General features: G+C 63.7%; 10 protein-coding genes. 4 read left to right on the top strand and 6 right to left on the bottom strand.

What is annotated here, in order from left to right:
• Window positions 1–6 precede the first annotated feature (6 nt).
• Complete coding sequence (locus IAE37_RS15635; RefSeq protein WP_201175003.1) at window positions 7–2,790, top strand: M16 family metallopeptidase; 2,784 nt, start codon at window positions 7–9, stop codon at window positions 2,788–2,790.
• Complete coding sequence (locus tag IAE37_RS15630; protein WP_201175001.1) at window positions 2,787–4,454, top strand: ABC transporter ATP-binding protein/permease; 1,668 nt, start codon at window positions 2,787–2,789, stop codon at window positions 4,452–4,454. The genes IAE37_RS15635 and IAE37_RS15630 overlap by 4 nt, the downstream gene beginning before the upstream one ends.
• Before the next feature lie 117 nt (window positions 4,455–4,571).
• Here the strand turns inward: IAE37_RS15630 and IAE37_RS15625 are convergent, their stop codons facing one another.
• Entirely contained in the window at window positions 4,572–4,829 is a 258-nt protein-coding gene (locus IAE37_RS15625) for a hypothetical protein (RefSeq protein ID WP_201174999.1), read from the bottom strand.
• Between the two features lie 433 nt (window positions 4,830–5,262).
• Here IAE37_RS15625 and IAE37_RS15620 point away from each other — a divergent pair, with 433 nt between their 5' ends.
• A complete protein-coding gene (locus tag IAE37_RS15620) occupies window positions 5,263–6,711 on the top strand; it encodes a phosphatidylinositol-specific phospholipase C domain-containing protein (RefSeq protein WP_201174997.1) in 1,449 nt (482 codons plus the stop codon).
• Here IAE37_RS15620 and IAE37_RS15615 read toward each other — a convergent pair.
• The 4 genes from IAE37_RS15615 to choX all read right to left on the bottom strand — a co-directional run bounded on the left by IAE37_RS15615 (window position 6,692) and on the right by choX (window position 10,270).
• Window positions 6,692–7,174, bottom strand: a complete 483-nt coding sequence (locus IAE37_RS15615) for a thioesterase family protein (protein ID WP_201174995.1) — start codon at window positions 7,172–7,174, stop codon at window positions 6,692–6,694. The genes IAE37_RS15620 and IAE37_RS15615 overlap by 20 nt on opposite strands.
• A 10-nt stretch (window positions 7,175–7,184) precedes the next feature.
• Window positions 7,185–8,150, bottom strand: coding sequence for an L-carnitine dehydrogenase (locus IAE37_RS15610; protein ID WP_201174993.1), 966 nt, complete (start codon window positions 8,148–8,150; stop codon window positions 7,185–7,187).
• A gap of 169 nt (window positions 8,151–8,319) precedes the next feature.
• Window positions 8,320–9,204, bottom strand: a complete 885-nt coding sequence (locus IAE37_RS15605) for a 3-keto-5-aminohexanoate cleavage protein (protein WP_201174991.1) — start codon at window positions 9,202–9,204, stop codon at window positions 8,320–8,322.
• Between the two features lie 121 nt (window positions 9,205–9,325).
• Window positions 9,326–10,270, bottom strand: a complete 945-nt coding sequence (gene choX, locus IAE37_RS15600; protein ID WP_201174989.1) for a choline ABC transporter substrate-binding protein — start codon at window positions 10,268–10,270, stop codon at window positions 9,326–9,328.
• A gap of 147 nt (window positions 10,271–10,417) precedes the next feature.
• Here choX and IAE37_RS15595 point away from each other — a divergent pair, with 147 nt between their 5' ends.
• Complete coding sequence (locus IAE37_RS15595) at window positions 10,418–11,362, top strand: GlxA family transcriptional regulator (RefSeq protein WP_201174987.1); 945 nt, start codon at window positions 10,418–10,420, stop codon at window positions 11,360–11,362.
• Window positions 11,363–11,459: 97 nt separating this feature from the next.
• On the opposite strand, the gene IAE37_RS15590 is transcribed toward IAE37_RS15595, so the two are convergent.
• The gene (locus IAE37_RS15590; protein ID WP_201174985.1) at window positions 11,460–11,861 is read right to left on the bottom strand and encodes a lysozyme inhibitor LprI family protein; all 402 of its coding nucleotides are present in this window, start codon (window positions 11,859–11,861) and stop codon (window positions 11,460–11,462) included.
• Window positions 11,862–11,945: the final 84 nt, after the last annotated feature.

Here is an 11,945-nt window from a genome sequence, read left to right as displayed (position 1 = left end):
AACCTGATGAAAAAGCTCATTGCCGGCCTGTTCGGGCCGCTGCTGCTTGGTGCCTGCACCTCGCTGCCCGAAGCCGATGCCCCATTGCCCTGGGACACCCGCGTGGTGCATGGCCAGTTGGCCAATGGCTTGGCCTACCGATTGGTACGGGAAACCTCGCAGCCTGGCCGCCTGGACCTGCGCCTGACGGTCAAGGCGGGTTCCGTGGACGAGGCCGACGACCAGGTCGGCGTCGCGCACATGGTCGAGCACCTGGCCTTTCGCAGCCGTGCCGGCGCCGACCATGACCTGCGCCAGCGCATGACCGATTTCGGCTGGGTGCAGGGCCGCCACTTCAATGCGGTGACCAACTACGAGCGTACCCAGTACCTGATCGGCCCTCCAGCGGGCGTTCGTCAGGCCCCGCAGGCATTGCAGGTTCTGGCCGACCTGGCCTTCGCCCATGACTACGACGAGCAGGACCTGGAGCGCGAGCGGCCGATCGTGATCGAGGAATGGCGCGGCGGCCTGGGCGTGGCCCAGCGCATGAACGAGCAACGTACCGCCTCGCAGCGTACCGGTTCGCGTTATCCCGGGCATCGCACCATCGGCAACGAGGCGGCGATTCGCTCTGCCCGCCTGGAGAGTCTGAAGGCATACCAGGCCCGCTGGTACCTGCCTAACAACATGGTGCTGTCGGCAGTGGGTGACTTCGACCCACAAGCGATGCTGGCGCAGATCGAGCAGGCATTCGGCTCGGCCAAGGCTGGCCCGGTACCGAGCCGCGAGCAGCGTGAACTGCCGCTGGACCAGAAGCTGAAGGTATTCCGCCTGCAAGACCCGCAATCAGGTAGCAACCAAGTGGCGATGCTGTTCCGCTCACACGAGCCGGACAGCCGCGGCACCACTCACGCCGCACTGCGTGAGCGGCTGATCGACCGCATGACCCTCGCAGCCATGCTCGACAGCCTGCGTCGCCAGCCCCGCGAGCCGGGCGTACGCAGCCTGATCGCTCAGAAAACCCTGATCGGCGAGCATTCCACCGTGCTGGGCATCGCCGCTGGGGTCGAAGGCCAGGCCCACGACCGGGCGCTCCAGCGATTGCTGACCGAGATCGAGCGCTTGCGCCAGCATGGCTTCAGCGAGGCTGACGTGCAGCGCGAGCGTGAACACATCCGCCAACTGGGCGGCAAGACCATGGCCAACCAGGCGCCGCGTACATTCGAGCAGTGGGTGGAGCAACTCAACAACGCGGCTGTGCAGGGCAACGCCGTCACCGAGCGCCAGGCCACCGCTGCCCGCTATCTGCAGGTGCTGGGCGACATCTCGCTCGATGACCTGAACGAGCGTCTGCGGCACTGGCTGGCCAGCCCAGACCAAGTGTTGCAGGTGAGTGCGGCGGGTGCCTCCGCTGTCGCTCTGCCCAGCGTTGCGCACGTCGAGTCGCTGCAGCTGAAGCTGAGGGCAACGGCGCTGCCTGCGCCCGAGCAGGCAGCACCGACGCAGGCCTCGAAACCCCGTCTGGAAATGCCCGTTGCGCCGCCAGCCGCCGCTATCGTCGAGCGCAAGGCCTTTCCCGAGCAGCACGTGGAACACTGGCGACTGAGCAATGGTGATCGGCTGGTGTGGCTCAAGCACAAGGGCCCGGAGGGCAAGTGGCTGCTGCAGGTCGACTCGTCCGCTGGCTATCACCTTGCAGGTACTCCGGCATGGCGCCTGCAGATGGCCGCGCAGCTGGCCATGCACAGCGGCCTGCCCGGGATGGATCAGCAGGCCTTGGCAACCTGGCGCCAGGAGCATCGCGCTACACTCGGCTTCGACCAGCAGCCCCAACGCCTGCAGCTCAACTTTGGCGCAGCGCCGGAGCACCTGCTGGCGCTGATGCAGAGCTACCGGGTAAGCCAGCTGGCCAGCATCGACACGGAACTGTTCGGCACCTCGCGCGACGCCTTGCTGCAACGCCTGCGTAGTCGTCCGGATGACGTACGCGGGCAGCAGGAAAGCCGGCAGCGCCTACTCAAGTACGGCGTCGACCACTGGCAGTCGCCGGAAATCGGCGCCCTGGAACGATTGACTGCCGAACAACTGAGCGCAGACTGGAAGCGCCTGGCCGGGGCGCCGGTCACCTATTACCTGATGGCCGACGTGGCGCCGCAGACGCTGGAGAACATGGTCGGTGAACTGCTCGCGACCCTCCCGCGCTCGGCACCGCTGCCCAGCCAACAGGCCGTGCAACAGCCTGGCCAGCGTCGCGAAGACTTGGCGATCGCCCTGGAACCGCGTGCCGTCCTGCAAGCCAGCAGCTACCAGCCGCAGGCCTGGAGCCCGGAAGCGGCGGCGCGGGTGGCGGTACTGCGTGACCTGGCCAATCAGCGCCTGAAAACACAACTGCGGGGCGAGGCTGCCGGTGTGTATCGCCTGCGTTTCGACAGCGAGTTGAACGCCGACACCCAGCGCATCGAAAGCAGCCTCAGCTTCACCTGTGACCCAGCGCGGGTCGACGAACTATGGGCCATGGCCCAGCAGACCTTGGCCACTTTGCAACCGGACGCCCAGTGGCTGGCTACCGAGCGCGCCGAATTCCTGCGCCAGGAGAGCAAACGCCGCGATGACCCGCAAACCCAGTTCAAGCGCCTGATCCTCAGTGACCGCCGCTGGCACGACCCGCGCTACCTGCAAAACCAGGCGCAACTGGCCGAAGCATTGACCCTGCCTGAGCTGCAGCGGCAGGCCGGGAAGTTGTTCCCGCGTGACAACCAGGTGCAGTTGCGCCTGCTGCCGAGTGCCGGTGCGCTGGAGCAGGCGCTGTGAGCACCCTGGGTAGCTTCTACCGCCTCGGCCGCCCGTTCTGGGCCAGCCGCCGACAATGGCCGGCCTGGGTGATGCTGACGGCGGTGATTGGCCTGGGCCTGCTGGTGGTGCAGATCAATGTGCTGATCAACAGCTGGAGCAAGACCTTCTATGACACCTTGGCGGCGTTCGATACCTCGGGCCTGTACGCCCTGGTCGGGGAATACGCGTTGTACCTGGGCAGTTATGTACTCATCGTCGTGGCCATGGACTACATCCGCAAAGCCCTTGAGCTACGCTGGCGCCAGGCGATGACCGGGCGTCTGACCGATGCCTGGCTGGCGGACCAGGCCTTCTATCGCCTGGGGCTGAGCGGCGAGCCGGACAACCCCGATCAACGCATTGCCCAGGATGTCGATCTGGTGGTCGGGTTGAGCATCGAGCTGGTGGCATCGCTGGTGATCAACCTGGCGCAGGTCGGCGCCTTCGTGGTGATCCTGTGGAACCTGTCAGGTGTGCAGACCCTCAGCCTGTTAGGCGCGACCTTCACGGTGCATGGCTACCTGGTCTGGATAGTGCTGGTCTACACCCTGGTCGGCAGCCTGCTGACCCACCTGATCGGCAAGCCGCTGCATGGCTTGAACTACGTCCGCGAGCACCGTGAGGCGGACTTTCGCGCCAGCCTGTTGCGCAAGCGCGACCATGCCGAGCAGATAGCGCTGTACCGGGGCGAGGTCGTTGAGCGGCAACACCTGGCCGAGCGCTTTCGTGCCATCGCCGATAACTGGCGCCAGTTGATGGGGCGCGAGCGCAACCTCAGCTTGTTTACCGTTTCCTACGAGCGGCTGAGCCTGATCATCCCGGTGTTCGCCGCCTTGCCAGCGTTCATCGCCAAGGCCATCACCCTTGGCGGGCTGATGCAGATTCGCAGTGCCTTCAACGCCGTGCATGGCTCGCTCAGTTGGTTCATCAAGCTGTATCACAAGCTGGTGCGCTGGAGCGCGGCGTTACAGCGGCTGGAGCAGTTCGAGCAGGCGATTGCCGCGAGCCATCGGCAAGTGGCCGAAGCGCAGCAGGGGCCTTCCCTGTGCACTCAGGGACTGACGCTGTACAAGCCCGATGGCAGCGTACTGCTCGAAGCGGTCGATCTACGTGTGGAACAAGGTGAATGGATACGCCTGGGCGGGCGCAGTGGCTTGGGCAAATCCACCTTCCTGCGCACCTTGCAGGGATTGTGGCCTTATTGCCAGGGCGACTGGCAGTTGCCAGCGGGGCGGAGCCTGCTGTTGCCGCAGAAGCCGTACATTCCGCACATGAGTTTGCGCGGTCTGCTGGCTTATCCACAGGCTCGGTCGATTGATGATGTGCAGTTGGTCGATGTGCTGGGCAAGGTGGAGTTGACGGGCTTGATCGCGCAGTTGCACCAGCAGGCGGAGTGGGAGCGTGTGCTGTCCGGTGGCGAGCAGCAGCGGCTGAGCCTGGCGCGGGCGTTGTTGTATCGGCCCGATACTTTGTACCTGGACGAGGCCACCAGCCAGCTGGACCTGGGCAGTGCCCGGCGGCTGCTGCAGATGCTCAGGCGCGAGCTGCCGGGGTGCACGGTGGTGGGCGTGACGCACCAGGAAGGGCTGGTCAGGTTATTCGATCGGACCATTGAACTGGAGAAACTGGCCGAGCCTGCTTGAGCCAGTGCTGGCCCTTTTCCGGAACAAGCCCGCTCCTGCAGGAGCTGCACGGCCTTCGCGGTCAGTGAGGATCCTGTAGGAGCGGGTTTACCCGCGAAAGGGTCGGAACAGAAGACCTCAGGCGCGCTGGTTGAACTGCGCCAACGCCGGCAGCAATTGCTTGTCGATGGCCTGGCGCACCGCCGGCAGGATGGTCGCGCTGCCGGTGTACATCTGCTCGACCATGCCCTTGAGTGCCCGGGCGTTGGGCTCGGTCAGCCCGCGCACCACCGCCTCGCAGGCCTGCTCGGCACTGGCCCCGGCCGGAATCTCGAACCCGCGCGCGCGCAGCTGGCCCAACAGGTCGTCCTGATCAATCAAATCCGCATGCATCATGGCTGTTGTCCCTTTTATCGCGAAGAGAGTGCTGCTGTGATTTACGACCGATTCTGTGTCCGCTGCGACAGGCCGGCAAGGACAGAATGTCGCAATGGCTGATTTGGCTAAGAACAGGTCGCTCCCGGCTAACAGGGGGTGTTGGGAAGCCAGCACACTGCAACCATTCACGGTCCCCGAGGGTTTGGTCACCCTCATTCATGCACAGTGGATGTTGCTCGCTCTTGGCCCCGGATGCTCACGGCTTTCCGGGGCTTTTTTATTATTGGGCTAGGGAAGTATTTCCTACGTGATATTCGTGTGCGTTGATACTGCCGCTATGTGTAGAAAACCCTGTTACACATCGTCGTTGATTCAATAATTCTTTTCTCATGTTCCTATTTTCGGGACCTCGCTTGCAGTTGGCGAGGCTTCCGACCCTTAGGAGCTTTCAATGATATACAGAGACAATGATGCATTCATCGTGTCGCCCTATATAGACGACAAGTCGTTCAAACGGGAGTACACGGTAGTGGGTGGTACCTGCCTCGTGACCGGCGTGTCGATTACGGAGGGTCAGGACCCCAGCGGGTATAACTATGTGGGGCAGCAGAAGAGCATCGGCGAAGGCGGCGGGTTGCGATTCAACGTAGGGCGCAAAGGCTCTTTCGGCGTTGCGTCGTGGTGGAATCAGCGGGTATCCGCTGGCCAGTGCACGTTCAATCATGCCCCTGGAAAGTTGAACTTTGCGTTCAACGTGGACCTTGTCGTCCACCTCACCGGCGGCAACCTCGGTAGCCGTATTGCGCGCATCAGGCTCGATGATGTCCATATCGGCCAAGGGCGTGCTGGAACCAGTAACAACTGGTGGTTCGGTGGACGCCACTGCACCCATATAGGCGGTGACAAAGTTCGCATCGAGGGCCTCGATCTGGACACCAACCTGAAGGTCCATGTGGATGTAAAGCGTGGTGGCGCGAGTAACCCTGTCAATCATTTCGAGTTCAGCAACTATCGAGTTGCCAATACCCATAATTGGATGTCGTTGCTCAGCTCGGCGACGCCGCTCAACAGGATTGTCCTGCCAGGCAGCCACGATGCCGGGCTTGGGCAAACACGCCACTGCAATCCGCAAGGACTTGGCCAGGCGTTGTCCAGGACACAGCTGCATTCCATTTTGGGCCAGCTCAATCACGGCGCCCGTTACTTCGATATCCGTGTCGATTACGACAAGGAACGCCTGGTGACCTATCACCGAACCGACGCCTATGGCTGCAGCGGCGAATACGTGGACAGTGTGTTGGCGTCGGTGAATGCTTTTCTCACGAGCAATCCGAGTGAGACCGTGATCCTGAAGTTCTCCCAAACCCGCGACTACAAACGTGACCCTCTGGTTACCAAGCGCTTGCTCGACCAGCAGATAGAGCGATTCGACAAGCGTTTCCGACAGGCGACCGTGAGCAACCTTGCGACCGTGCCATTGGGAGAGCTGCGTGGCAAGGCGGTAATGGTCTTCGACTACGACGAGCATCTGTCCAAAGAAACGGGTCGCTATCGATACCGCGACGGTACCTTGGGTGGAGATCTGGCGGTGTATGACCAGTATTCCAATACCCCAGACCTGCGAAGGATGTTGGGGGACCAGTTGAGCAAGTGGCAGCAGTATGCCGGCCTCGGCCAGTGCTACCTGTTCCTGCTGTCATGGACCCTGACCCCTCGTGTGCTCACCACGCCCGACACCCTGGCGCTGGCCAAGCTCGCCAATGCCGACCTCCCGGAAGCCTTGCGTCGATATAGTCGGGAGTACGGGAGCAAACCGAACATCGTGTATATCGACGCCGTCGACCGCAGTGTCACCTCGGCCATCATTGCCTTGAATGACTTCAACCCAGCGCTTGGTTAGGGAGTGCTATTCGCCGACCAACGAACCGGGCGGGTTCGAGATCCTGTTGGTCGTCGAGCAATCGTTGCAGATGTGAACGACTGTCTGCCGTGAACGGAGCCGCACTCGGCCCAGCGAGCTGGACATGCAAGAGCATCTGTTCGCTGACGGCCAAGGGTTGGTCGAACCCATGGCGATGCAGGCTGTGGCAAAGGTGCAGACGCTTGTTGTCAAAGCCGATGATCTGCGTCTGCACCCATACCTCGGTGCCCAGCTTCACCTCGTGCAGGTAGTTGATGTGCGCCTCCAGGGTGAACAGCGAGTGGCCGCTTTGGCCACGGCTATCGGCATCCAGGCCGATGCGCTCCATCAGCGCATCGGTGGCGTAGCTGAAGATCAGCAGGTAGAAGGCATCGCGCAGATGCCCGTTGTAGTCGACCCAGTCCTTCTCGACCGGGGTGCGGTAGGTGATCAATGCCGGCATCGTGGGTTCCTCAATCGCCGAAGGCCATGCCGTGGTTGGCCTTGCTGGTTTTCACCGCCTCCAGCACCGCCAGCAGCGTGTCGTCACGATAGCGCTCCAGCGCGGCGATGCTACGTTCACCCAGTTGCTCCGAGGTGCCCTCGACCACGTCGTCGATCAGCTTGTCGGTCAGCTCCGGTGCCGGCAGGTAGGTCCAGGGCAGCTTCAGCGCCGGGCCGAACTGGCTCATGAAGTGGCGCATGCCAGCATCGCCACCGGCCAGGGTGTAGGTGAGGAACGTGCCCATGAACGACCAGCGCAGGCCGGCGCCGAAGCGGATCGCGTCGTCGATCTCGCCCGTTGTTGCCACGCCATCGTTGACCAGGTGCAAAGCCTCGCGCCACAGCGCTTCGAGCAGGCGGTCGGCGATGAAGCCGGGGACTTCCTTGCGCACATGCAGTGGGCGCATACCGAGGGCGATGTAGATGGTCTTGGCGGCTTCGATGGCTTCTGGCGCCGTGCGATTACCACCGACGATCTCGACCAGTGGCAACAGGTACACCGGGTTGAACGGGTGGCCGACCACGCAACGTTCGGGGTGAGTGGATGACTCGTAGAACTCGCTGGGCAGCAGCCCTGAAGTGCTGGAGCCGATGATCGCTTCGGGCTTGGCGGCGGCGCTGATCTTCGCGTGGAGGTCGAGCTTGAGGTCCAGGCGCTCTGGCGCGCTTTCCTGGATGAAATCGGCGTCGCGCACGCATTCCTCGATGGTGGCCACGAACTTCAGCCGGTCCGGTGATGCACCTGGCGCCAGGCCTTGTTTCTCCAGCGCCGGCCAGGCGTTGGCGATGCGCTTTCGCAGTGCTTGTTCGGCGCCGGGGGCCGGGTCCCAGGCGACCACGTCCAGGCCATGGGCCAGGGCGCGTGCGACCCAACCGCTGCCGATCACGCCGCTACCCAGGGCGGCGAAGGTCTTGATTTCGGTGATGAAGGGCATATCGATCCTCAGGATGAACAGAGCTATTGGGATGAGCGCCAAACCTTGTGGGAGCGGGCTTGCCCCGCGAAGCAGGCGGCTCGGTGGTGCATGGCACCGGCTGTGCCGGTGTTCGCGGGGCAAGCCCGCTCCCACAGGGTTTGTGGCGCGCTAGCGGTCGTTGAAGGATTCAGCGGCGCTTGAGGTTCATCTTTTCCCGGCCCTCGGCCGGGCTGAGCACGCGGCCACCCATGCGGGTGATGATCTCGGTGGCGCGCTCCACCAACTGGCCATTGCTGGCCAGCACGCCACGGTCCAGGTACAGGTTGTCCTCCAGGCCGACCCGCACGTTGCCGCCGAGCAGTACCGCCTGCGCGGCCATGGGCATCTGCATGCGGCCGATGCCGAAGCCGGCCCAGGTGACGTTGGCCGGCAGGTTGTCGACCATCGCCTTCATGGTGGTGGTGTCGGCCGGCGCGCCCCAGGGGATGCCCAGGCACAGCTGGAACAGCGGGTCATCGAGCAGGCCTTCCTTCATCATCTGCTTGGCGAACCACAGGTGGCCGGTGTCGAAGATCTCGAGCTCGGCCTTCACGCCCAGCTCGGTGATGCGCTTGGCGCCGGCGCGCAGTTGCGCCGGGGTGGAAACATAGATCGAGTTGCCATCGCCGAAGTTGAGGGTGCCGCAGTCGAGGGTGCAGATTTCCGGCAGCAGCGCTTCGACATGGGCCAGGCGCTCGAGTGGGCCGATCAGGTCGGTGCCCGGGCCGAACTCGAGCGGTGTTTCACCTGGGCCGATTTCCAGGTCGCCGCCCATGCCGGCGGTGAGGTTGACGATGATGTCGACGTCGGCTTCGCGGATGCGCTCCATGACTTCGCGGTACAGCGCCACGTCGCGGCTGAAACGGCCGGTCTCGGGGTTGCGGACGTGGCAATGGACCACGGTGGCGCCGGCCTTGGCCGCTTCGACGGCGGATTCGGCGATCTGTCTGGGGGTGACCGGGACCAGGTGGCTTTTCGAGGCGGTGTCGCCGGCACCGGTGAGGGCGCAGGTGATGATGACGTCTTGGTTCATGGCGGTTCCTTGTGGTGTCGGTGTTGGCCTTTTCGCGGGCAAGCCCGCTCCCACAGGGGGCCGAGGTGCCCCTGACATGCGCATGACCTGTGGGAGCGGGCGTGCCCGCGAAAGGGCCTGATCAGTTGGCGGTGAGCTTGAGGTTGTCCGCAGCAGGCTTGCCATCGAAGGTGGTCACTCCCTCAAGCCAGCGAGCCTTGTCCTCGGGGTGTTCCTCGAGCCATTGGCGGGCCGACGCCAGCGCATCCTTGTGGTCGAGCAGCGGCTGCATCATGCGGCTCTCGTCCTCGGCGCTGAAGTTCAGGTTGGCCAGCAGCCGGTGGGCGTTGGGGCAGCGTTCGGCGTAGTCCGGCGCGGTCACCGTCCACACCGTGGCACGGCCTTCGTCCGGGCCCAGGGCGTCCTGGCTGTCGCCCAGGTAGGCCATGTCGATATTCACGTTCATCGGGTGCGGCGCCCAACCGAAGAACACCACCGCTTCCTTGCGCCGCACGGCGCGATCGACTGCGGCGAGCATGCCGGCTTCGCTCGACTCGACCAGCTGGAACTTGCCCAGGTCGAACTGGTTCTTGGTGATCATCGCCTTGATCTGGGTGTTGGCACCGGAGCCAGGCTCGATGCCGTAGATCTTGCCGCCCAGCTCCTTCTCGAACTTGTGGATGTCGGCGAAGGTCTTCAGGCCTTTGTCATACAGGTACTTGGGCACGGCGAGGGTGGCGCGGGCGTCTTCCAGGCTGGGTTTGTCGAGCACCTTGACTTGGCCTGCGTCGACGAAGGGGGTGATGGTCTGGGTCATGATCGGGTTCCAGTAACCCAGGAACATATCCAGGCGCTTGTCGCGGATACCGGCGAAGATGATCTGCTGCGAGGCGCTGGTCTGCTTGGTCTGGTAGCCCAGGCCATCGAGCAGCACCTGGGCCATGGCGCTGGTGGCGATGACGTCGGTCCAGTTGACCACGCCCAGACGGACGTTCTTGCAGGCCGCGGGCTCGGCGGCGAAAAGCGGGGTGGCGACGAGGCTGCTCAGGGCTAGGGGCAACAGGCTGCGGCGGATCAAGCGATGCATGGTGGCTCTCCATCGGCAGGGCATATTGTTATTGAGGGCGGCCTCTGCGGGCCGTGTGGATAAGCTACGCTGGCGCCAGGGTGGGAAATCGCACCCTGGCGACCAAGATTTGCACGGAGGCGACCACCTTCGACCGTGGAGCAAGCGATGCCGCAATTGATTCACTTCCTGCTGTTGCCGGGGTTCTCGGCGATGGGCTTCATCAGTGCCCTGGAGCCCCTGCGGGTGGCCAACCGCTTCAAGGAGCCGTCGTATCGCTGGCGCGTGCTCAGCCTCGATGGAGGTGCCGTGCAGGCCAGCAATGGCATGTCGGTGAATGCCGATGGCGCGCTGGGGGAGGGCGAGCCGGGCGGTGTGCTGCTGATCGTCGCCGGCTTCGAGCCTCTGGCAGGTTATGGGCCACGGCTGCAGCAGGCGCTGCGCCGGCTCGACCATGAGGGGGTGATTCTCGGTGGCATCGACACCGGCCCGGTGGTGCTGGCCGAAGCCGGCCTGCTCGATGGATACCGCGCCACGCTGCATTGGGAAGCGCTGGATGCGTTCAAGGAGCGCTATCCCCGCTTGCAGGTGACCCAGGAGTTGTTCGAGATCGACCGGCGCCGCATCACCTGTGCGGGGGGAACCGCGTCGATCGACCTGATGCTCGACCTGATCGCCCAGGCCCATGGCAGCGAACTGGCGGTGCAGGTGTCCGAGCAGTTCGTGCTCGGCCGTATCCGCCCGCGCCAGGACCACCAGCGCATGCAGATCGCCAGCCGGTACGGCCTCAGCAACAAGAAGCTGGTGAAGGTGATCGGCGAGATGGAGCGCAATATCGAGCAGCCGCTCAATACCCAGGTGCTGGCCGATGCGGTGCAAGTCACCCGGCGGCAGTTGGAGCGGCTGTTTCGGCTGAACCTGGACGACACGCCCAGTGGTTTCTATCTGCGGTTGCGGCTGGATAAAGCGCGGCAGTTGTTGCGCCAGACCGACATGAGCGTGCTGGAGGTGGGGGTGGCTTGTGGGTTCGAGTCGGCTTCGTACTTTACCCGCTGCTATCGGGCGCGGTTCGAGCGATGTCCACGGGAGGACCGGGTGGCCCGGGCGGTTTGATGGTGTCCTGTACCGGCCTCTTCGCGGGTGAACCCGCTCCTACACGGACCGTGTGGCCTGTAGGAGCGGGTTTACCCGCGAAGAGGCCCGAGCAGGTTCACTGCTGGCCGATGGACTGCAGATACTCCGAACGGTCATCGCTGCGCTGCGCCACGCAGGTGTTCCATGCCGCCTCGAACGCTTTGCTGCCCGGCTTCTCGGCATAAGTCTCGACCTTGCAGTCGGCATCGCGCAGTTGCATCCACAGCTTTTGCGCGGCTTCCAGGTGTGCGGTCAAGCCCTTGGCCTTGTCGGCCGCATCGGCATACTGGTCACCGATGCGCTGGATCAGGTCGTCGTAGGCGGCGTTCAACTCCCGCTCGGCGGTCTGCTTGTTGAACGCCGCACAGGCGAACGTCTGCTGGTCGGTCTCGACGTTGTCGCACGGCGTGCTTTCTTCCTCGCCTGCCTGGGCTCCCGTGATGACGGCCAGCAGTACCAGCCATGCCACTGATTTCATCCGTTTTTCTCCTCAACAGGCTGACGAATGGTCGAGATTCTCGCTCAGCGTTGGCCGTTGCGGTAGCTACCTGACGAAATGTTC

Source organism: Pseudomonas sp. S31, assembly GCF_016648105.1.
Taxonomy (GTDB): Bacteria; Pseudomonadota; Gammaproteobacteria; order Pseudomonadales; family Pseudomonadaceae; genus Aquipseudomonas.
Note: the sequence above shows the minus strand (reverse complement) of the source record. Positions and strands in the feature narration are given on the sequence as shown.